The 21,747-nt window shown below is 65.7% G+C and carries 19 protein-coding genes and 1 pseudogene; 13 read left to right on the top strand and 7 right to left on the bottom strand.

The features are described from left to right. Positions 1–41: 41 nt before the first annotated feature. Positions 42–1,772, top strand: coding sequence for a M24 family metallopeptidase (locus WBB14_RS06065; RefSeq protein ID WP_424239025.1), 1,731 nt, complete (start codon positions 42–44; stop codon positions 1,770–1,772). 51 nt (positions 1,773–1,823) lie between these two features. Here WBB14_RS06065 and WBB14_RS06060 read toward each other — a convergent pair whose 3' ends face one another. Continuing rightward, on the bottom strand, positions 1,824–3,737 hold the full coding sequence (locus WBB14_RS06060; protein ID WP_424239024.1) for a B12-binding domain-containing radical SAM protein: 1,914 nt from the start codon (positions 3,735–3,737) through the stop codon (positions 1,824–1,826). Positions 3,738–3,976: 239 nt separating this feature from the next. Between WBB14_RS06060 and WBB14_RS06055 the strand changes: the two genes are divergently transcribed. Beyond that, positions 3,977–4,381, top strand: a complete 405-nt coding sequence (locus WBB14_RS06055) for a hypothetical protein (RefSeq protein ID WP_424239023.1) — start codon at positions 3,977–3,979, stop codon at positions 4,379–4,381. A 22-nt stretch (positions 4,382–4,403) separates the two neighbouring features. Here WBB14_RS06055 and WBB14_RS06050 read toward each other — a convergent pair whose 3' ends face one another. After that, positions 4,404–5,579 carry a diguanylate cyclase gene (locus tag WBB14_RS06050; protein ID WP_424239022.1) on the bottom strand — a complete coding sequence of 392 codons (1,176 nt, stop codon included), beginning with the start codon at positions 5,577–5,579 and terminating at the stop codon, positions 4,404–4,406. Between the two features lie 241 nt (positions 5,580–5,820). Between WBB14_RS06050 and WBB14_RS06045 the strand changes: the two genes are divergently transcribed. Further along, on the top strand, positions 5,821–6,756 hold the full coding sequence (locus WBB14_RS06045; protein ID WP_424239021.1) for a DNA/RNA non-specific endonuclease: 936 nt from the start codon (positions 5,821–5,823) through the stop codon (positions 6,754–6,756). Between the two features lie 21 nt (positions 6,757–6,777). Here the strand turns inward: WBB14_RS06045 and WBB14_RS06040 are convergent, their stop codons facing one another. The 4 genes from WBB14_RS06040 to WBB14_RS06025 form a co-directional block, all read right to left on the bottom strand. Next, the gene (locus WBB14_RS06040; RefSeq protein ID WP_424239020.1) at positions 6,778–7,584 is read right to left on the bottom strand and encodes a hypothetical protein; all 807 of its coding nucleotides are present in this window, start codon (positions 7,582–7,584) and stop codon (positions 6,778–6,780) included. Position 7,585: 1 nt separating this feature from the next. Beyond that, positions 7,586–8,260 carry a hypothetical protein gene (locus WBB14_RS06035; RefSeq protein WP_424239019.1) on the bottom strand — a complete coding sequence of 225 codons (675 nt, stop codon included), beginning with the start codon at positions 8,258–8,260 and terminating at the stop codon, positions 7,586–7,588. A 140-nt stretch (positions 8,261–8,400) separates the two neighbouring features. Then, positions 8,401–8,880 carry a VOC family protein gene (locus WBB14_RS06030; protein WP_424239018.1) on the bottom strand — a complete coding sequence of 160 codons (480 nt, stop codon included), beginning with the start codon at positions 8,878–8,880 and terminating at the stop codon, positions 8,401–8,403. 95 nt (positions 8,881–8,975) lie between these two features. Continuing rightward, the gene (locus WBB14_RS06025; RefSeq protein ID WP_424239087.1) at positions 8,976–11,000 is read right to left on the bottom strand and encodes an alkyl/aryl-sulfatase; all 2,025 of its coding nucleotides are present in this window, start codon (positions 10,998–11,000) and stop codon (positions 8,976–8,978) included. A gap of 342 nt (positions 11,001–11,342) precedes the next feature. Between WBB14_RS06025 and WBB14_RS06020 the strand changes: the two genes are divergently transcribed. From WBB14_RS06020 to WBB14_RS06000, 5 genes are all read left to right on the top strand, one after another. Next, positions 11,343–12,935 carry a diguanylate cyclase gene (locus tag WBB14_RS06020; protein WP_424239017.1) on the top strand — a complete coding sequence of 531 codons (1,593 nt, stop codon included), beginning with the start codon at positions 11,343–11,345 and terminating at the stop codon, positions 12,933–12,935. Positions 12,936–13,032: 97 nt separating this feature from the next. Further along, positions 13,033–13,815 (top strand): hypothetical protein, encoded by a 783-nt coding sequence (locus WBB14_RS06015; protein WP_424239016.1) that lies wholly within the window; start codon positions 13,033–13,035, stop codon positions 13,813–13,815. A 58-nt stretch (positions 13,816–13,873) separates the two neighbouring features. Further along, positions 13,874–14,845, top strand: coding sequence for a hypothetical protein (locus tag WBB14_RS06010; RefSeq protein WP_424239015.1), 972 nt, complete (start codon positions 13,874–13,876; stop codon positions 14,843–14,845). A 147-nt stretch (positions 14,846–14,992) separates the two neighbouring features. Further along, positions 14,993–15,769 (top strand): DUF899 domain-containing protein, encoded by a 777-nt coding sequence (locus WBB14_RS06005; protein WP_424239014.1) that lies wholly within the window; start codon positions 14,993–14,995, stop codon positions 15,767–15,769. Between the two features lie 223 nt (positions 15,770–15,992). Then, a complete protein-coding gene (locus WBB14_RS06000; RefSeq protein ID WP_424239013.1) occupies positions 15,993–16,559 on the top strand; it encodes a hypothetical protein in 567 nt (188 codons plus the stop codon). A 29-nt stretch (positions 16,560–16,588) separates the two neighbouring features. On the opposite strand, the gene WBB14_RS05995 is transcribed toward WBB14_RS06000, so the two are convergent. After that, complete coding sequence (locus tag WBB14_RS05995) at positions 16,589–16,975, bottom strand: hypothetical protein (protein WP_424239012.1); 387 nt, start codon at positions 16,973–16,975, stop codon at positions 16,589–16,591. A 236-nt stretch (positions 16,976–17,211) separates the two neighbouring features. Here WBB14_RS05995 and WBB14_RS05990 point away from each other — a divergent pair, with 236 nt between their 5' ends. The 5 genes and pseudogenes from WBB14_RS05990 to WBB14_RS05970 all read left to right on the top strand — a co-directional run. Then, complete coding sequence (locus tag WBB14_RS05990) at positions 17,212–17,697, top strand: nucleoside deaminase (protein ID WP_424239011.1); 486 nt, start codon at positions 17,212–17,214, stop codon at positions 17,695–17,697. A gap of 95 nt (positions 17,698–17,792) precedes the next feature. Continuing rightward, positions 17,793–18,281 carry a hypothetical protein gene (locus WBB14_RS05985; RefSeq protein WP_424239010.1) on the top strand — a complete coding sequence of 163 codons (489 nt, stop codon included), beginning with the start codon at positions 17,793–17,795 and terminating at the stop codon, positions 18,279–18,281. A gap of 87 nt (positions 18,282–18,368) precedes the next feature. After that, the gene (locus WBB14_RS05980; RefSeq protein ID WP_424239009.1) at positions 18,369–19,670 is read left to right on the top strand and encodes a UDP-N-acetylglucosamine 1-carboxyvinyltransferase; all 1,302 of its coding nucleotides are present in this window, start codon (positions 18,369–18,371) and stop codon (positions 19,668–19,670) included. A gap of 205 nt (positions 19,671–19,875) precedes the next feature. Next, the gene (locus WBB14_RS05975) at positions 19,876–21,267 is read left to right on the top strand and encodes an FAD-binding oxidoreductase (protein ID WP_424239008.1); all 1,392 of its coding nucleotides are present in this window, start codon (positions 19,876–19,878) and stop codon (positions 21,265–21,267) included. Positions 21,268–21,500: 233 nt separating this feature from the next. Further along, a pseudogene (locus tag WBB14_RS05970) lies at positions 21,501–21,683 on the top strand (ESPR domain-containing protein); the annotation flags it as partial. Between the last annotated feature and the right edge of the window lie 64 nt (positions 21,684–21,747).

The raw sequence follows: 21,747 nt of genomic DNA, 5'->3' as shown, positions 1-21,747 counted from the left end.
CGGCCTGAGCCTCGTATGGGGCAATTTTCCTGGAACCAGCCATGACCACCCCTGCGCCCTGCCACACCATCAGCCTGGAAACCGGCCCCTTCATCACGGACGGCATGACCTCGATCCTGGAAGCGGCGTTGGCCCAGGGCATCCCCGTGCCCTTCTCCTGTCAGCGCGGAGCCTGCGGCTCGTGCCGCGCCGTGGTCGTGGACGGCAACTACGAACGCATCGCACCGCCCGCGGACGGCAGCTACCAGACCGCCAGCGACGAACTGCTGATGTGCCAGTGCCGCGCGGCCAGCGACCTGACGCTGCGCTTTCCGCACTGGAGCGCCCCCGAGCAGCCCCTGCCGCCGCGCCGCGCCAGCGTGGTGTCGCGCCTGCCGCTGGCCCCGGGCGTAACCCAACTGATCGTCGAACTGCAGGACGGGGAGGACTACGGTTACCTGCCCGGCCAGCATGCCCGGATGGTCCTGGAAGGCGGCGCCCGCCGCAACTTCTCGATCGCGAACGCGCCCGGCGCGGCGGGGCCGGCCCGGCTGGAGTTCCACATCCGCCGCATGCCTGGCGGGGCCTTCACCGACGGCGTCCTGCCCGGGCTTCAGCCTGGTGACACGCTGATCCTGGACCCAGCCCAAGGCGACTGCACCTGGCCCGCAGATGAGCCGGAAGGCATGGATCACCTGGTGTTGCTGGCCACCGGCACGGGCTATGCCGGCGTAGCGCCCATCCTCATGGCCGCGCTGCAAAGCCGAGCGTTGAAGACGGTGACGCTCTACTGGGGCGGCCGGACGCCGGACGATTGCTACGCCGCCCAGATGCTGAACGCCTTGCAGGGCAAAGGCGACGGGTTCCAGTGGCATTCCGTGCTGTCCACGGCCGAGGGCTTCGAGGATGCTGCAGCAGATGGCGCGCAGCATCGCCATGCGGGCCGGCACGTGCAGGACGCAGCCGTGGCGGCGGGCCATGACTGGTCCCGCAGCCTGGTCTACGCCTGCGGCAACCCGGCAATGGTGAGCGCGGCCCGTGAACGGCTGCTGGCGGCCGGCCTGCCGGCGGCCCGATATCGGGCCGAAGCCTTCCACCCGGCGGCCAACGGCACGGCTGGCGTCCCGCCGCAGCGTGAAGCGCATCCCTGGGAGCGCATCAGCCCGCGCTATACGCTGGCAGGCATCCTCGACGCGCGCCGGCGTTCGATGCAGGCGGTGGCAGAGATCGCCGCGCTGATGCGGCCCGGCATGACCACGCGCGAGGCCATCGCCGTGGCGGACGACCACCTGCGCCGGATGGGCGCGTCCAATAACTGGCATCCGACCTATGTGCGCTTCGGCCCGGACACGCAATCGCCGCCCGTCCAGCGCACCGACTACGACCGCAAGCTGCAGGAGCACGACATCTTCGTGCTGGACATCGGCCCCGTATGGGACGGCCACGAGGGCGACTACGGCGACACCTTCGTGCTGGGCGCGGACGCGGACCGCCAGCGCTGCGCCGAAGCCGCGCGCGAGGTCTTCCGACGCGCCCGCCTGGCGTGGCTGGAAGGTCTGACGGGCGCCGCCCTGTATGACCGCGCGGCCGAATATGCGCGCGAGCATGGCTGCGAACTGGTGCGGGAGATTCCCGGACACCGGGTCTCGGACTTCCCGCACGCGCTGTATGGCAAGCATCTGCTGGCGCAGGCGGATTTCGTGCCTGCCGATGGAATCTGGGTGCTCGAAATCCAGGTGCGCGATGCGCAGCGGCCGATCGGAGCGTTCTACGAGGATGTGCTGCTGCGCTAGCGCGGCGGCGGTCCCGCGCGCCGGTGCGGCTGGTCGCCCGCCGCGCTGGCCCTACCCCCGCTGGCTCAACGCCCGGCTGATCCGATGCTTAGCCACCGTAGTCTTCGGCACATGGAACGGGAACCAGCTGCGCACGTCCTCATCCAGCCCGATGCCGTGCATGTAGTTGTAGATGGCCTTTTTCAATGCCTTACCGAGCGCGTCGTGGTCCACGCCCGTGGGGTCATGGAATCCAATGTCGTTCTTGGCGAAAGTGACCGGCGGCAAGGGCCGCAGCGTCACCCCATATTCCTCGGGGTTCTTGCCCACCGGCGAATGCACCGTACAGGCGAAGCGGTGGAAAAAGCCGCTCTGGATGCAGCCGTTGTCGAACAGCTGCCGCACGTACTCCAATGCGTCCACGGTGTCTTGCACGGTCTGCGTGGGAAAGCCGTACATCAGGTAGGCGTGCACCAGGATGCCGGCGTCCGTGAAGGCGCGCGTGACCCGCGCCACCTGTTCCACCGACACGCCTTTCTTCATCAGATTCAGCAGGCGGTCCGACGCGACCTCCAGGCCGCCCGAGACGGCGATGCAGCCGCTGTCGGCCAGCAGTTCGCAGAGTTCGGGGCTGAAAGTCTTTTCGAAGCGGATATTGCCCCACCAGGAAATACCGGTGTTGCGGGCGATCAGTTCGGTCGCCAGCGCCTTGAGCGACTTGGGCGGCGCGGCTTCATCCACAAAATGGAAGCCGGTCTGCCCGGTTTCGCGCACGATGGCCTCGATGCGGTCCGCCAGCACCTCGGCGGACGCGCCTTCGTAGCGGCCGATGTAGTCCAGGCTGACGTCGCAGAAGCTGCATTTCTTCCAATAGCAGCCATGCGCCACGGTCAGCTTGTTCCAGCGCCCGTCGCTCCATAGCCGGTTCATGGGATTCAGCATGTCCAGCAGCGACAGGTAGCGATCCAGCGGCAGGCCGTCCCAGGTGGGCGTGCCCACTTCGGCGAAGGCGATGTCGGGCTCGACCATGTTCACGTAGCGCACCGCGCCGGTGTCAGCGTCGCGCAGGAAGGTCCGCACCAGGCGCTGGCGCGAACGCTTGCCCTGCACGTGCTCCAGCAGCGACAGCAAGGGCCGTTCGCCCGCGTCCAGCGTGACGTAGTCGAAGTAGTCGAAGACCCGAGGATCCTTCAGTTCGCGCAGTTCGGTGTTAACGAAGCCGCCGCCCAGCACGGTAACGATGGAGGGATCGTGCGCCTTGATGGTTTGAGCGATGCGGAAGGCGGCGTAAACGGCGCCCGGGAACGGCACGGACAGCAGCACCATGGTGGGCGTGTGGCGGGCCAGCGCCTCCGCAGTCAGGCTGCGCAGCATGTCGTCCACCAGCGTCGGCGGGGCCGCCAGCGCCTGGGCCAAGGGGTCGAACGTGGGTTGGCTGCCCGCCAGCGATTCGGCGTAGCGCACGAATTCGAAGCGCGAGTCGATGCCGTCCCGCAACACATCCGCCAAGTCGTTCAGGTACAGGGTGGCCAGGTGCTTGGCCCGGTCGTGCAGGCCCAGCGCGCCGAACGCCCAGCCCAGCGGATCGCCGCCATCTTCATCCAGGTACACCTCCAGCGAACTGAAACGCGGCCCTTCGGGCAGGAAATTGCGACCGACGATGCGGTGCGCCAGCGTGGGATCGCGGCCCTGCAGGAAGGCAATCGTGGGTTCTATGGTCGCCAGGTAGCGCGCCTGCTGCGCCACGAAGGCCTGAACCGCGGGCGTGTGCTTCTGGGCGGGCAGTTGGGCGATGCGTTCCGCCACGGCGCGCAGGCCGTCGGCCGACAGCAGGCGCAGCACCAGGGCGAGCGCCAGGTCTTCCTGGAACGAGGTCACGCCGCGCGACCGCAGAAAGCCGGTCAGGTAGGCGGTGGACGGATAAGGGGTATTGAGCTGCGTCATCGGCGGGATGACCGACAGCACGCGTAAAGGCAAGGAGGACATGAAGCACGGCACAACTGCCGTCGAAGCGGGGATCGGAGCCATTATAGGCAGCGCGGCGGGCTGAGCCCGCCGACCGGGCAATGACCGCCGCTTGCGCCGGCGGCGCAGGATCATAGATCGCCCGGCACTCCCGGATCGAATTTCCAGCGATGTCCAGGATCACGAAGCTTTGATCTGGCGCCATTATTACCATTATTCTTAGGCTCCCGCCGCAACCGCATCCCGCCTGGCGTCATTCCATGCGCAACCGATCAGACCCATTCGCCCCGCCTCCGAAGCAACGGACCGTCCGCCTCAATTCCCTGCTCTGGATCCTCGAGCCGCTGGAGCGCGATGCCGACTATATGCGCCGCAAGATGTTCGGCTGCGATGCGGCCTACCTGGACGGCCTGCTGTACCTGGTGGCGGCCGACCGCGACGATCCATGGAGCGGCCTGCTGGTGTGCACCTCGCAGGAACGCCAGGAGGCGCTGTTGACGGAGTTCCCGGCCCTGCGGCCGCACCCGGTGTTGGGGAAATGGCTGTACCTGCCGCAGACCGACGAGGACTTCGAGACGATTGCGGCGCGGATGGTGCGGCTGGCGCTGGCGCGGGATCCGCGCATGGGCGTGGCGCCCAGGCCGCGTTCGCGGCGCAAAGCCTGACGCGCGCCGGGGCCGGACGCCGTCAGCAGCTCACCGGACCCGCGGTTGCCAAGGCCAACTCCACCCGGTTCCCGCCCAGCGCCTTGGCCTGATACAAGGCCCGGTCGGCCGCGGCCAGCGCATCGGCGAGGGACGGAACCTTGTCCTCGAACTGCGCCAGCCCCACGCTGACCGTGGCCGGGATGCCGGGGCAGTCGTCCCGCCTCGACACCGTACCGGCAAAGTGCTGCGCCACGGCCGCGCCCAGCACGGTGGCGCGGCGCGCGTCCTGGCCGGACAGCAGCGCGGCGAATTCTTCACCGCCGATGCGGGCAAGCAGCACATCGGCGCCCAGCACGCAGCGGGCGGACTCCGCAAAGAACTTCAGCACCTGGTCGCCTGCCTGGTGTCCGTGCCGGTCGTTGATCGCCTTGAATTGGTCCAGGTCGAACGCCAGGACCGCAATCGGCCCGCGCCCCGCCCCGGCCTCGATGATGCGCGCGCCCTGCTCGAAGAACCACCGGCGGTTGCCCAGGCGGGTCAGGTAGTCGGTCTGCGATTCCCGCAGCAGCTGGCCGTGCGTCTCTTCGCGGATCAGCTTGAGCAGTGTCATCGGCAGCACGATCGAATACAGCACGCCTTCGTACATGGTGAGGGTGCTGGCGGTCAGGTGTATCGCCGGCCCATGCTCGGCCACCCACCACGGCAGGATGAAGGCGCGGGCGGTGTAGACCAGCGCGTGGATGCTGGCCACCGCGGCCGCGATGCGCAGCGGTATCAGCGGCCTGAGCGCATGGCAGCGAAACAGCTCCCAGGCCGTCATGGCGCTGACCAGCGCGATGGGAAATGCGCTGACGTACTTCCAGACCATGTCCTCTCGCTGCTCGCCGGCCGCCAGCCAGATAAGCGCCATGACGATCAACAGCCCGATGGAAGCGCCGCGGTAGCGCCTGCCGCTCAGCGAAGCCGCGCCGTTCATGATCAGCAGATAGCCGCTGAGGACAATGAGGTTGGCGACCGCCGAGCCGAGCGGGCTGGGCAATCGAGCGCGAAACAGCACGACGGTACAGCCCAGCGCAAGCGTGGCGAAGCCCGCCGCCAGGATGCGCAATGATCCGCTGCGGCTGGGATGGGTCCGATGCTCCCAGAACGTCAGGCCTGCACTGGCGAGCAGCGTTCCGATGATGATGAAGTAAAGAGTGAGGAGATCGACGTACATCTTGAATGCTTGGGTAGCGCGCCGCCGCATCGCGGGGCCAGCAGGAATTCTACGTGGGAAATATGTCGTTGAAACATAGCGTAACCCCTTGCGCGCGGCGGTTTCTTCGCATGTGGCATAAGGGCGACGCCACTGTCTCGCATCAAGAAACAATCGTCATCAGTGGCAAATTCGCCACTCATCTACAATCCGGGACGGTGCCGGTTGCCAACCGCAATCGGGCAGTAGCTCACAGGTAGTAATGACGCGCGCGAAGACACCCGCTTCCAAAAAGAGAAGTCCCCCCAGCAGATCCAAGGCCCGCGCCGGTTCCCGATCCAGCGGCCGTTTCCCCCGATTCCTGAAGGCCCTGCTGTTCTCGTCGCTGGCGAGTTTCGGCGCCGCCACTTACATGCTGAATCCGCAGTGGCGGATTCCCGCGCCCGTGCAGGAAGTCATCACGCGCCTGGGCTGGCCGCAGCAACGCGAGCACGCGGCACCCGCGGCGGTACCGACCGCAGCGCGGACAGGGGCGCCGGTTCAAACAATGTTTGCGGAATGCCGGCAGTTCTTTCCGCATTCCCGCCCGCCCGAAGTGCCCGGCGGCCAGAAGCTGCGGGAGGTGTGTTTTTCCGCCTTCGCCATCCTGCACGACGGACAGACCAGGACGCCGGTGTTCGTGGCCGAACGCCTGAACCGGCAGATGCTGACCCAGGCCCAGGGGCAGCGCCGGACCGACAAGTTCTACGCCGAGGCGCGCTTGCCGCGCGCCGAACGGGCCGAACTGGACGACTACCGCGGCTCTGGCTATTCCCGCGGCCACATGGCGCCGGCCGGCGACATGTCCAGCCCCGAGGCCATGGCGCAGAGTTTCTCGCTGGCCAATATGGTGCCGCAGGACCAGACGCATAACGGCGGCGCCTGGAGCAGCATCGAGCAGGACACCCGCAAGTACGTGATGCGCGCCGCGGGCGACGTGTACGTCTTCACGGGGCCGGTCTATGCCGACAAGCCCAAGACCATCGGATCCGGCGTCGCCGTGCCCACCTATATCTACAAGGTCGTGTACGACGCCACGACGGGACGCTCGTGGGTGCATTGGCAGGCGAACGCCGCCAGCACCAAGGCAGGACCGCCCATCAGTTACGAGGAGTTCGTCAAGCGCACGGGGCTCCGGGTGCTGCCGGCCGGGGGCTGAGGGCCGGGCCGACCCGCAAGCTCAAATCTTGGATTCGTAAAACTCCACCTCGATTCGGTCCGCGCTCAGGTAGCCGCAGAGATTGGCCGGGAAGCGGGCCCGGCTGCACGCGGCATAGGCGTTTCCGTACAGCACTGCATTCTGTAGAAAATTGCGGCTGAGCGCCGTGCTGTCGGACTGGATCGTGCGGGCGAGTTCAGCTTGCAGCCGCTCGCTCTCCGCGCGCATGGGCCGCAGGATTTCCGCCTCGAACTTACGCGCCACGCGCGCTTCCGCTTCGCTCGCCGGCACGCTGGAATGCTCGGGGTCATAGGCGTCCAGCAGCTCATTCTTCGCCCGGCGCGCGCAATAGAACGCCTGATAATACGAGCCCGTTGCGGGCCGCTTGAGGCGGGCTTGCGCAAGGTAGACCAGCGACGGCACAGGGGAACTCCACGAGATCAAGGTGCTCGTCGTGCCCGGTTTCACCGTGCTCACGTAGGTAGGCAGGCAGGCGCCGGCAGGCTCGCGCCTGGACCGCAGGTCGGCCAACCTCGCGACGGCGTAACGATCGCTGTAGCGCAGCACATCCTCGTAATTGCCGCTGAGATGGCTGCCTATGATGGCCCCTTGCACCACCCAAATACAGTAGCCATCGACAGACTGCCCATCTTGGCAATACGTCGCCAGCGCGCGCTTCATGCTGGGCCCCATGGCCTGAAAGCCCTCATCCAGGGCACTGGAATAGGCTTTGTACAAGGCTTCGCTGCTTGCCGTTCCCAAACCCAGCGGCGCCCCCAGGGTCGAAGACGCCAGCACGGCCGTCATGACCGACGCGAACAATGGCATGTCACTTCTCCTGTTGCGTGGCCGACAGCCGGGTGCGGTCGCGAGCGTTCAGCACCGTGTCGGGATAGCGGTACGCCCAGCGCCCGTCCCGGCATTGATAGACCCGCCCGCCGTAGACGACGGTCGAACCTTCACTGTAATAGTTCAGATGCGCGGCGTCCGAGGGTCGGGTGAAATACTCGCAGGCCTGGCCGGCGTAATCGAGCCCGGGGTCCTTGGCCGCGGCCTTGGCTGACACCGATGGATCTGGCGCGTCGGCGGGCGCATTGCGCGGCTTGTCGCGGCTGGCGGGGTTGTTGCCCCAGGGATTCAGGGCGGGATCGGCGCTGTAGCGCTCCTTGATCCGGTCGCGGTTGCGCAGGTAGTCGGCCTCCTGCTGCTTCGCCCGGGCCTGGGCGGCCGCGCGCTGCGCGTCCTCGTACTGCTGCCGCAGACGGTCCTGCGCGCCCTGGTCGAGCAGTGCATCGTCCTGCTGGCTGGAATCGCGCAGATAATCGCTCAACGCCCGCTGCGCCGCGTCGATGGCTGCACCGGTGTTGCTGCGCGAGGAAGAGGAAGACGAGGAGCGGGACGTGCCGGTAGCCTCAATGGCCTGCCCGGGCCCTGCCTGCGCCGCGGCGCCGATGCCCACAACAAGCACGATGGCCGCCATGAGGCGAACCGCGAGCGTGGCCATAGGAAAGCTCCCCGAGGAAGATACGGCAAACGCCGCCAAACCTGGGAACGGGTCTTGCTGATGACCGGTCCGCGCGCGGCGCCTCCATGATAGATCGCGCCGTTCCCGCCGGAATCAACCAAAAGGAGGAGTCCGCCTTCCTAGCCCCGCCGCGCCGCTTCGATGGTCGCGATATCGATCTTGCTCATCGTCATCATGGCGTCGAAGGCGCGCTTGGCGACGGCGGCATCGGGGTCCGAGATCGCTTCTATCAGCATGCGCGGCGTGATCTGCCAGGACAGGCCCCACTTGTCCCGGCACCAGCCGCAATCGCTGGCCTGACCGCCATTGCCGATGATGGCGTCCCACAAGCGGTCGGTCTCGGCCTGGTCCTCGGTGGCAATCTGGAAGGAAAAGGCCTCGCTGTGCTTGAAGGCGGGACCACCATTCAGTCCCACGCAGGGAATGCCCGCCACGGTGAACTCCACCGTCAATACGTCGCCTTGCTTGCCGGAGGGATAGTCTCCAGGCGCGCGCAGCACCTTGCCCACGGCGCTGTCGGGAAAAGTGCGGGCATAGAACTGCGCGGCTTCCAGCGCGTCCCGGTCGTACCACAGGCAAATGGTGTTTTTGCTAGCCATGTTCATCCTCCTGCCGATAGTCGTGCGCGCGCAACGGGTGCGCGGGACTTCGACGCATGCGGCGAGAGGCCAGGATCGGCCTCTCGCATTCCGCCTTACGGCGTCACGATGTTGAACCAGAACGGGAAGTCATCCAGCGCCCCGAAGACTTCGGCGAGCTTGGTCTGATCGCCCGTGACCTTGACATCCCCCTTGGCCATCGCGTCCTTCAGCGTGGTCTGCTTCAGCATGATGTTGTTGAGCGTATCGCGGGTCAACGACACGCTGGCGCTGGGTTCCTTGGCCTGCTTGCCTTCGGAATGGTTGAGCACGCTGTTTGCCATTTCAAGCATGTACTGCTGCTTGGTGTCGGTGAAGTCCACGTTCAGCACCACGTGCTTGCCCTCGGTCTTTTCGCGGTCCAGGCGCACGGCGAAATAGTCGAACAGCATGTCGAGCGTCATGGCGCGCACGGTGTCCGGGCTGGCGGTGTCCGGCACCGGCAGCTTCTGCACGCCTTCGCGCAGTTCCTTGGCGCCAGTCAGGTAGAAGTTGCGCCACGGGCCGCTTTCCGCCTGATAGCCCAGTTGCTCCAGCGCATCGGCCTGCAGATTGCGCGCCTCCTGGTTCTTCGGATCCGCGAACACCGCATAATTGACGACTTCGGCGACCCAGCGGTAATCCCCCTTGGCGTAGTACTCGCGCGCTTTCTTCACCAGCGCGTCGGTGCCGCCCATCATGTCGACGTAGCGCTTGGCGCCCTCCTCGATGGGCAGAGTGTGCAAGGTGGCGGGATTGCCGTTGAACCAGCCCAGGTAGAGCACGTAGGTCGCGCGGACGTTGTGGTTGACCGACCCGTAATAGCCCCGGTTCGAGAACTTGGTGGCAATCGATTTCGGCAGTTTGACCTGTTCGGCGATCTCTTCCTTGTTGAGGCCCATGTTGGCCAGGCGCAAGGTTTCATCGTTGATGTAGCGGTACATGTCGCGCTGCAGACTCAGCTGTTCGCGCACGTCCTTGTTGTTCCAGACCGGCCAGTGGTGCATGGCGTACATCACTTCGACGTCGTCGCCCCACAGGTTCAGGGCCTCGTTCAGATACTTGGACCATGCCAGCGGATCGCGGATCTTGGCGCCGCGCAGGGAGTAGGTGTTGTGCAGCGTGTGGGTCGAGTCCTCGGCCGTGTTGAGCGCCTTCTTTTCCCTGATGAAGTACAGCATCTCGGCGGGCGCCTCGCTGCCGGGCGCGTAGAGGAATTCGTAGGTGAGGCCGTCGATGGTGCGCTTTTCGCCCGTCTTTTCGATGATGTCGGTGGGCGGGATCAGCGTGACCGTGCCTGCCGACGTCGTGGTGCCCAGGCCCGCCCCCACCTGCCCCGTCGCGCTGGGCGGCAGCAGATTGCCGTACATGTAGCTGGCGCGCCGGCTCATGGCGGTGCCGGCCATCACGTTTTCGGCCACGGCATGTTCAAGAAAGCCGAGCGGGGCGTAGATCTTCACCTTGCCCGCTTTCACGTCGGCCTCGTCCACCACGCCTCGCACGCCGCCGTAGTGGTCCACATGGCTGTGGGTATAGATCACCGCCACGACCGGCTTCTTGGGACGATGCTGATAGTAGAGGTCCAGCGCGGCCTTGGCCGTTTCGGTGGAGATCAGCGGATCCATGATCGTCAGGCCCTCCTTGCCTTCGACGATGGTCATGTTCGACAGGTCCAGGTTGCGGACCTGGTAGATTCCGTCCATGACCTGGAACAGGCCCGAGATATTGATCAGCTGGGCTTGCCGCCACAGGCTGGGATTGACGGTATCCGGCGCATCCGAGCCTTCCTTGATGAAGCCGTACTTATCCGAATCCCATACCAGGTTGCCCTCGGCGCCTTTGATCATGCCGGCGGGCAGCGGCGCGATGAAGCCCTTGTGCGCAAGTTCGAAGGCCGTCTTGTCCGAGAACGGCAACTCTTTCAGCAAAGCCGCGTTGGCGGCCTTGGTGGAAGCTTCGGCGGGTTTGGGCCCTTCGGCCGACCATGCAGGACTCGCGAGCGCGATGGCCAGCGCGGTCAAGGCCGCGGGGGCCGGACTGCGGCGCCACAGCGCAGCGTCCTGTTGCGAGCGGAAGACAATCGCGCGGCTAATCAGCTTCATCATCTCTTTTCTCCAGACGGCGGTATAAGCAGAACAGCGCCAAGTGGCTGTTCTGACGGGCAACTGAGTCAGGCGAATGCGAAGAACGGGGTCACGCGTGAAGAGGACGGCAAGGCGTGATGACCGACGCGGCGAAAGTAAGAAGAAATTACTGGCGTGACTGGGGCATCACACGGCGCTAGATCGACAACAACGGATAAATCCTACACAGATTTTTCAGCAAATCAATCATGAATTGCGATTAAATGGGCCTGGCGTTGCAAGCAGCGGGCCACCCATTTATCTTTGTCCAAGTACAGTCGGCCGAACACCAGCTCGCATGGCATATTGCCTGGAGTCTCGATGATCTCACCGTCACGTCGCGCGGTTACGCGCAAGCGCAAGATCGGGCTGCACGCGGTGCTCGTCGCCTTGGCGGTGCTGAGCGTGGCGGTCGGCTTTTCCAATGCGCTGTATTCCAGCTATCAGGTGCAAAAGGCGCAGATCATCAAGAACTCGCTGGCCGCCAACCTCGCGCATGCCGAAAAGCTGGCTGAAGTCATCAGCGTCTACATCGATGCCGTGCATCGGCAGGTCCGCGCCAGCGCCCGCCAGCTCGCTTCGCGCCTGGACGACCCGGCGGCGGTCCAGGGTGAATTGCAGCGGCTGACCAGCCAGGTCGACTCAGCGGCCGCAGCGATGCTCGCGGATAGCTCCGGCAAAATCATCGCGCGCGCGGCGGACGCCGGGCATGCGCAGGCCAATGTCCAATTCCTGGCCGATCAAGGCGTCAAGGCGCTGCGCGAGGGCGAATGGGTTGCGGCTCGATCCGACCAGGAAGCAACCACCCTCACCCTGGTCGAGCCGATAGAAGACGCCGCTGGCGCGCCATCGGGTTATCTGGCCATTGCCGTCAAACTGGACGAAGGCAGCGGCATGGACCGGGTGATCAGCGGCCGGGACGACGCCGCCGGCATGTCGGTGTTCCTGGTCAGCAAGGCGGGCGAGGTGCTTTATCGAGAACATGCGGATGGCGCGGCGCTCGATCTGGCAAGCATCGATCCGGCCCGCCGCGACGGTGCCGCGCTGTTGCCCGATGCGGCGGGCGGCGCGGTCCTGATCGGCTATGCGCCCTTGGCCAAGAACAATTGGGCGGTCGTGGCCCAGCGCTCCCTGGACCAGGTGCTGTCGCCCTTGCGCCTCCTGCTCATGGAGTCGCTGCGCTCCGCGGCGCCCGCGGTGGTGCTGACGCTGGCGCTGGTCTGCGGCCTGGCGTATGCCATCGCGCGGCCGCTGTCACGGCTGACGCGCGCGATGACCGCTGGCCACTCCACCGGCCAGGACCTCGGACAGCTCAACGCCTGGTACGCAGAGGCCGACACCTTGCGCGAGGCCGTGCAACTCAAGTTGGATCAACATCGGCATGAGGTGGGGCGACTGAATGTCCAGGCCCAGACGGATCCCATGACCGGGCTGCTGAACCGCAGGGCCATGAACGAGGTCCTGGCTGGACTCGCAGCCAACCGGACGCCCGTTGCCGTGATCGCCATGGACCTGGACCACTTCAAGCGGATCAACGATACCTTCGGCCACCTGACGGGCGACAAAGTGCTGATGGCGCTGGCCGAGGTGATCCGCAATGGCCTGCGCGGCCAGGACAGCCCCTTCCGGGTGGGCGGAGAAGAGTTCATTGCCTTGCTGCCCACGCATTCCGCATCGCAGGCCCACGAGGTCGCTGAGCGGCTGCGGGCCGCCGTGGCGGCACGCGCCATGCCGGATGGCGTGGGCAGCGTCACGGTATCCATCGGCATCGCATTGTGGCCGCAGGACGGCGAGTCCTCCACTGAAGTGATTCGGCGCGCGGACGAAGCCTTATACGAATCCAAGCAAACCGGGCGCAACCGCGTCACGCTATGGCGCGGCATCGCGCAAGACAGGAAAGAAAGGCTGAGCTGACTCAAGCATGCCCGCCGGGTTCCGGGGCGAGTCTGGGCGGGATCGGTTCAGCAACACTGGCGTATCCGATTAACCCTGATTGAACGCATGGTGAAAAATGAGCTATTCACTTCTGTTGGCCGGCCTGGCTGTCCTGTTCTTTCTGCTGCTGCTGGTTGCGATGAGAATCGGCAAACGTCTGGGCGATGGCGCCGACGATAAGAGCGGCGCCGGGACCGCCGCCATCGAGGCGTCCGTGTTCGCGCTGCTGGGCTTGCTGGTGGCCTTCACGTTTTCGGGCGCGGCTCAGCGCATGGCAGAGCGCCGCAACCTCCTGGTCCTGGAGGTCAATTCCATCGGCACGGCCTGGCTGCGCATCGACATGCTCAATGCCCAGGATCAGCCTAAGCTGCGCGAGCAGTTCCGGCGCTATGTGGACGGGCGCATCGAATACTACAGCCACGTCGCCGAACTGGACCAGCGCGACGCGATCGCGGCCAGGGTGAGCGCGCTGCAGAAGGAAATCTGGACCACATCGATGAGCGCGGCTCGCAATACCGTGCCGCCCTTTGCCACTTCGTACATAGGCGCCGTCAATGACATGTTCGACGTATCCACCGCGCAGACGGTCGCGCAAAAAATCCACCCGCCGGTCGCGACCTACGCCTTCCTGGTCTTTCTGGCCCTGGTGTGCGCCTGCCTCATCGGATCGAAGCTGGCGACCTCCCAGCGCGACAGCTGGCTGCACCAGCTCGTCTATGCGGTGGTCATGACGGCGGCGATGTACATCATCGTGGATTTCGAGTTTCCGCGAATAGGGGTCATCCGGATCGACCAGAGCGACGTGCTCCTGGCCGCTCAGCGTCAGTCCATGGTTGACCCGCCAGTCGCAGCCCAGTAGATTCGCTTGCGCCGCGAGCTCGGCTGCTATTTGGACACGCATTCATTCCGGAGATGACATGCCCATGCCCGTGAGAATGGCGATACGGCGTTCGGGCTGGCTGCTCGCCCTGCTGGCCTGCGGGACGACGGCCCCCGCCATGGCGCAGCAGGGATTGCGCCTCAGCAAGGACGACCTGCAAAAACGCGCCAACGGCGTACTGGCCATCATGTCGTTCTCCATCGTGCCCGACATCACGACCAGTTCCCTGAACATAGGCAGCGGCAGCGGATCGGTCTCAGGGTCCAGCGAGTTCGCCATGACCCAGCTCGGAGGCGGCGACACCATCTCCAAGTCCTTTCCCATCTATCTGGAAGGCGTGCTGGCCGCAAGCCGCTACGACCCGACCTTTATCGCCACGCAGGGCGCGGAGTCGCGCAGCATCCCCACCAAGTGGAACAGCATTTCGGCCACCGGCGGCATAGGCTGGGATTTCAAGCTGACCGACGAGCTGAAGCTGCGCCCCATCTTCAACTTCGCGCTGGGCAACGTCACCAGCGATCTGCGCGCCGCCAGTTGGTACGTGGGGCGCCAGACCGGCAAGGACATCAGCTTCCTGGACCGAGGTTCCCTCAACGCCTACGGCCTGGGCGGTTCGCTGATGCTGGACTACGAGCATTACCGGCCCGGCTATGAAGTCGACGTGGAACTGCGCTATTCCGACATGCGCTTGCAGAGCTTCAATAGCTCGGCGGCCGTCCAGGGCCATGCCACGGCGCAATCGGCCAATCTGTGGGCACGGTACCGTGCGCCCACGGGATTCGTGATGCTGCAGCGGCCGCTGCGCTATGTGCTGGAACTGACGCACTCGGAGTTCCTGGGCGACCAGCGCGGCATCCTTGGATTTGACCGGCTGACGTCGGTGGGCGCGGGCCTGGAACTGGACTCCAGCGCCTACAACGTGTTCATCACCCGCACCCGGCTGGTGGGCCGTTATGTCTTCGGCACCAATGTGTCGGGCTTCTCGGTGGGCCTGGCGGTGAGCTTCTGAACCCGGCCGCCGCCCGAATGGCGCCGCATTTGTTACTCCCCCCTCCGGGTCCGGCGATGCCAGACTGTTTCCAGGCCGCCCTGCAGCCTCGCTGCGCGCAGACCCTTGCGCCAGGGCAGCGGCCCGCGATAAGGAGGTACCGACACCATGACCGCACCCAGCCATAGCACCCGCATGCACACGCCCCCGGTCGTGTCGCCCGAAGAATGGGAGACAGCCCGCCAACAACTGCTGCTGAAGGAAAAGGCCCATACCCGCGCCCGCGACGGCCTGGCCGCCGAACGCCGGCGCATGCCGTGGACGGCGGTGGCCAAGACCTATGCCTTCGACGGCCCCAAGGGCACGCTCGCCCTACCCGACCTGTTCGACGGCCGCCGCCAATTGATCGTCTACCGCGCGTTCTTCGAGCCCGGCGTGTACGGCTGGCCGGAACATGCCTGCCGGGGTTGCTCGATGGTGGCCGACCAGGTCGCCCACCTGGCCCACCTGAACGCCCGCGACACCACCCTGGTCTTCGTGTCCCGGGCGCCGCAGGCGGACATTGCGCGGCTGAAAGCCCAGATGGACTGGACAATGCCCTGGTACACGCTGACCGACGGCTTCGACGCCGATTTCGGCGTGGATGAATGGCATGGCACCAACGTGTTCTACCGCGACGGGGACCGCATTTTCCGCACCTACTTCCTCAACAACCGCGGCGACGAGCAGATGGGCGGCACCTGGAACTACCTGGACATCACCCCACTGGGCCGCCAGGAGGTCTGGGAGGATTCGCCCGAAGGCTATCCGCAGACGCCAACCTACAAGTGGTGGAACTGGCACGACAGCTATGTCGCGGACGCGCCGCCTGACAAGAAATGGGTCGAGATATCCGATGCGGGGGAAGCGGCATTCCGGGCGCAGAGCGCAAACGACAAGCAGTGAGCGGGCGTGGCGGGGCACGGACCGCCACGGCCATTCGCCGTATTTATTGGTAAATCAAATAACCAATGGATACACAAGCTCAAACAACAGCAATTATCGGGGTCCGATGACCGTGCTAATTTAGGCGCCGCCGACCCTCGGCCCAGGCGCATCCGTGGCGGTGTCCCCGTCAGGATGCCCATGCCGGGCGGCCGCGCCCACCCACCCCTACTCGACGAGAACCATGCACAAGAACCTCGAACGCGACACGACCATCGCCAAGGGAAAGAAACGGATGTCCAGCCTGCTGTTGGCGGCGGGCCTGGCCTTGGCCGCGGCCACGCCGGCCATGGCGGTGCCGCCGATAAAGGCGCATCAAGGCGCTCCGGCCTCCGCGCCTGCGGCGGCCCCTGCCACGGCCGCCTCGTCGGGCTCGGTGCAGAAGACCGACATCCAGAACCAGGCCGCGTACGAACGCCTGATGAACAACAGCGGCATCACGCTGCAGTGGCTCTGGTCGGCTCAGCGCGGCCAGTTGACCGCGACGGACGAGAACGATCTGGTCCGCATCGAAGGCACACAGGCCAACCACGAGGGCACGTTGAAGATCAAAGGCGATATCGTCTCCATCGCCAGCGACCGCTTCATCTTCCGCGGCACCATCCTGATCCTGGACGCGCCGGACAAGGGCCGGCGCTGCGAGCGCAACGGCGAATTCGAGTTCCGGGCGACCGGCAAGCGCAAGTACTGGCGCTTGCAGCAGATGGAAGCCTGCGGCGGGCTGACCGACTACGTGGACGTGTATTACTGACCCGTCCGGTCAGGCAGCCCCCACCCCGTTCAGCCGAGGCGGTAGTAGCCGACCAGTTCCGGGGTGAACGTGACCTTGTCGCTGCCGACGGCGGCAAGAATACCGCTGCGCACGGCGTCGTTCGGGCTGCCGTACACCTCCATCTGCTTGACCACGCAGTGCTGCATGACCGCGGCTATATGCGGATCCGACACCTCCCAGTGGCGCAGAATCGCCTCGGAATCCGCGTATAGCTGGAAGCTGTAGCAGAGACCGCGGTCTAGGTCCCAGAAGACCTGGACCATCAATTGCGGCGCGTTTTCCTGGGCGAAGCGAACGGCGTCCTCGATGGCTTGCCTGAATTCGTCCGCGTGCGCGCGGTCGAAAGCCATCGTATTGCGCAGCAGGATGGTTCCCGCCTGTTTTTTTATTTCCATGATCCGGATGATCCTCGCGAGTTCTTCGGAACTGACGACTATGGCGCCCCAGCGTGAATTCGGCAAGACGAATTCGCCGGCCGCTCCGGCGCCGTGAAAGCCGTTGCCACCGACTGTTGGCCATCCGCGCTATTGATAGAATCGGACCAGCATTTCAGGACTACCGCCTGTCGACCGGACGTTCCCGCTGCCTCGGCCCACGGCCCGGCAGCGCTTGCACCAAAAGGAGAATCCCCATGATCAGCGAACTGGACAAGAAACACCTGGCCCGATGCGTCGAGTTGGCGAAACAGGCGCTGGACGCGGGCGACGAGCCCTTCGGCTCGGTCCTCGTGTCGCCCAGCGACGAGGTCTTGTTCGAAGACCATAACCATGCGTCCAGCGGCGACCGCACGCGCCATCCGGAATTCGAGATTGCTCGTTGGGCCGCCAATAATGTGCCAGCCGCCGAGCGCGCCGCCTGCACCGTCTACACCTCGGGCGAACACTGCTCCATGTGCGCCTCGGCACACGGCTGGGTAGGTCTGGGCAGGATCGTCTATGCCAGTTCCTCCGCCCAGTACCGTGAATGGCTGCGGGAATGGGGTGTCGCACCCACTTCCAAGGTGCGGCCGCTGGCCATTGCCGAAGTCGTGGACGGCATCCCCGTCGATGGACCGGTGCCGGAGTACGCCGAGCAGATCAGACTGCTGCACCAGGAAAGAATGCGGCGCCGGGCGTAGACGCCCCCTATCCGGATGACGGTTACCGCCCGTCTCAATCGTCAGTAGCAATCCGCAGTATTCTCGCTGCACCGCATTATGAACAGGACTCCCACATGCCCTCTGCTCCGATCAAGTGGCTCGCCAGCATCGCATTTGGCCTGCTCGTCGCCTGGGCTAGTTTCGGGGTCGTCAATCCGGCGTTGCAGATCGCGTTCGGCTTGACGGACCCCGCGACACCCGCCGACATGGCCGTGATCAACAGGATGCTGATCGCGGCGAGCGTCGTGTCGCTGCTGATCGGCGTCGCCCTCGTGGCGGCGCTGGTCCGGATGCAGAATTTCCGCCGCCTGATCGGCTGGGGCTGCGCCACGCTGGGCGCGGCCGTCCTGCTGACCCTGCCGGCCGCCCTGCTGGTGATGGAGCCCGGCGTGTTCGATCCTGCCGCCGGCGGCAAACAGGCCGCCAACGACGCCTATACGGCGCTGTTTTTCTGGGCGCTGATTTTCGGCCTGCCCTATCTGGTGGCTGGCCTCGCACTGACCATAGGCGGCTGGGTCCTGATCCGCAAGAATCCCGGCCCCGGCGCCGCCAGGCCGGCATGACACGGGCTCCGCGCGCCCTTACAGTGTGAAATTGCCGGGAGCCCCCGCGGGCTCCCTCTCCCCCTTTCTTCTCGCCTTACTCGCTCCATGTCCAACCTCATCGTCCACGGCGGCACCCCTTTGCGCGGCCGCGTCATCCCCTCGGCCAACAAGAACGCGGTCCTGCCGGTGTTGTGCGCCACCTTGCTGACCGACCAGCCGCTGCGGCTGCATGGCGTGCCCGACATCACCGACGTGCGCAAGATCCTGGACATCTTCCGCACCCTGGGCAGCGACGTCAGGCTGGACGAATCCACCCGCACGCTGGACCTGCACCACCGCGACACCGCCTTCGATGCCGCCGCCCACCGGCTGCCCGAGGAAATGCGCTCGTCCATCATGCTGGTGCCGCCGCTGCTGGCGCGCTTTGGCGTGGCGCGACTGGAAGACAACGTCAAGGGCTGCACGCTGGGCGTGCGCGAGATCGATCCGCACGTGGATATCTTCCGCTCCTTCGGCGGCGAGGTGGAACGCGCCAGCGGCTCGCTGCTGGTCCGCAGCAGCGGCCCCCTGAAGCCGACCCATCATTGGCTGGACTATGCCTCGGTCACCACCACCGAGAACTTCGTGCTGTGCGCCGCCGCCGCGCAGGGCGAATCGACCCTGACGAACGCGGCCTCCGAGCCGCACGTGCAGGAGTTCTGCCGCTTCATGGCGATGATGGGCGCGGATATCGACGGCATCGGCACCTCGCGGCTGACGGTGCGCGGCGGCGCCCGCCTGGGCGGCGGCGAATTCACCTTCGAGGAAGACTTCCACGAAATCACCACCTTTCTCGCGCTGGGCGCGATCACGGGCGGCGACGTGGTGGTGCGCAACAGCACACCGGAGAACTTCCCGCTGATCGACCGCACCTTCGCCAAGTTCGGCGTGCAGATCGTGCACGAGAACGGCTGGTCGCGCGCGCTGCGTTCCGGTCCGCTGAAGGTGCAGACGCCGTTCACCAGCAATGTGCTGACCAAGGTCGAGGCGGCGCCGTGGCCCTATTTCCCGGTGGACCTGCTGCCCATCTTCATCGCGCTGGGCGTGTGCGCCGACGGCAACGCCATGTTCTGGAACAAGGTCTACGACGGCGCGCTGGGCTGGACTGGCGAACTATCCAAGTTCGGCGCGCACGTGTTCTCGTCGGATCCGCACCGATTGATCACGTTCGGCGGCAGGCCGTTGACGCCTGCGGTGGTTGAAAGCCCGTACATCATCCGCGTCGCCATCGCGCTGTTCATGATCGCCAGCAGCATCGATGGCCGTTCGGAAATCCGTAACGCCACGCCGATCCGCCGCGCCCATCCCCGTTTCGTCGAAAACCTGCGCAGCCTCGGCGTGCAGGTGGAGTGGACCAGCGAGGAGTAAGCTCTCCAGATACGCACGCCACGGCGCGTGAAACGGGAGCGGGCCGACCGGCTCCCGGCGCGGCGCGCCGCCCTTCCCGGGTCATGGCCCCTCACGCAGGAGGCGTATCCCATGCCGCGCCCGAACCCATAGGCGGCCAGGGCCTGCCCTGCAGGCCCCAGTTTCAGAGGTTGTTCACGAAGCTGCACCTTCAAGGAGGTGTGTGATGAGCAAACTTTCCGATAGCGCCCTGGATGATCTGAGAGCCTCTGCCCGAGGCCAGGTCCTGAGCCCGGCGGACCCCGGCTACGAAGACGCCCGAAAAATCTGGAATGCGATGATAGACCGCCGGCCGGCGGTGATCTTCCGCTGCGCGGGCGCGGCCGACGTGCGCCGCGCCGTGGATTTCGCGCGCGACAACGGCCTGGTCCTGTCCGTGCGAGGGGGCAGCCACAACATCGCGGGCACCGCAGTCTGCGACGGCGGGATGATGATCGATCTTTCGCCGATGAAATCGGTGCGCGTCGATCCCCTGCGCGCCCGGGCCTATGTCGAACCGGGCGCCACCCTCGCCGATTTCGACCACGAAGCCCAGGCTTACGGCCTGGCGACGCCGCTGGGCGTCAACTCCACCACCGGCGTGGCGGGGCTGACCCTGGGCGGCGGCTTCGGCTGGCTGACCCGCAGGTTCGGCATGACCGTCGACAACCTGGTCTCGGCCGATGTCGTCACCGCCGACGGCAAGCTGCTGCACGCCAGCGAGCAGGACAACGCGGACTTGTTCTGGGCGATCCGCGGCGGTGGCGGCAACTTTGGCGTGGTCACGATGTTCGAGTTCCAACTGCATCCCGTCGGCCCGCAGGTCTACGGCGGCCTGGTGGTGCTGCCGCTGGAACAGGGCAAGGAGGCGCTGCTGAAGTACCGGGATGCACTGGCGGCCATGCCCCAGGAACTCACCGTCTGGGCCGTGCTCAGGCTGGCACCCCCGCTGCCTTTCCTGCCGCAGGCGGTGCATGGCAAGCCCATGATCGCGTTCGCCGTGTGCTATTCGGGCGATCCGGCGCAAGGCCCCGACGCCGTCGAGGTGGTGCGCGGGTTTGGCAAGCCCTATGGCGAGCATCTCGGCCCCATGCCATACGCAGCATGGCAAAAGGCCTTCGATCCCTTGCTGACCCCCGGGGCGCGCAACTACTGGAAGTCGCACAACCTGGGCGGCCTGCAGGACGGGCTGATCGACGCCATCGTCGGGGCGGTTGAAAACCTGCCGTCGCCGCAATGCGAGATCTTCCTGGGCTATATCGGCGGCGTGGCCGCGCAGGTGCCGGTGTCCGCCACGGCCTATCCCCACCGCTCGGCGCAATTCGCCATGAACGTGCACGGACGCTGGGACTTTCCGGAAGAGGATGAGCGTTGCATCGCCTGGGCCCGGACGCTGTTCCGGACCACGGAACCCTATGCGCAAGGCGGGGTGTATGTGAACTTCCTGACCCAAGACGAGCCGGAGCGGCTGGGCGCCGCCTACGGGCCGAACTTCGACCGGCTGGTACAGGCCAAGACCCGCTACGACCCGCACAATCTGTTCCGGCACAACCAGAACATCAGGCCGGCGACGCCTTGACGGGAACGCGCGGCGGGGACGGTCTGGCAGACGCCGGATTTCCCCGCCGCGTTCGAGGCGGTCGCAGCGCGAACCCGCGCCTTCACAGCAGCTCGTCCAGTTTCGGACCCAGCGCTTTCACCCCCCAAATACCAAGATTCAGGGATACCAGCCCGCAGGCTGGACGCCTAAACTTCGGCCCATCTCTTCGCCGTAACGATTTGGGGGACGGCTTTCGTTTTGATGCATTTGCGATGGCGCGGCGGATTCGCAGCAGAAGCGCCCGCGTCCGTCCCGTACAGGAGCAAGGCTTGAACCACGTTTACCGGCTGGTGTGGAACCGTAAATTGCGCGTTTGGCAGGTGGCATCGGAGTTGGCGTCGCAGTCGCGCGGCGGCGGTTCTCAGACCGGCAGAGCCGTAGTGGCACGCGCGTTCCGCCCTGTGCTGTGCATGGCGCTTGGGATTGCCCTGTCGTCGCTGAGCACCGCCCTTCTGGCCG

The sequence above is a fragment of the Achromobacter sp. genome (genome assembly GCF_049647645.1).
Lineage (GTDB): Bacteria > Pseudomonadota > Gammaproteobacteria > Burkholderiales > Burkholderiaceae_B > Achromobacter.
Note: the sequence above shows the minus strand (reverse complement) of the source record. Positions and strands in the feature narration are given on the sequence as shown.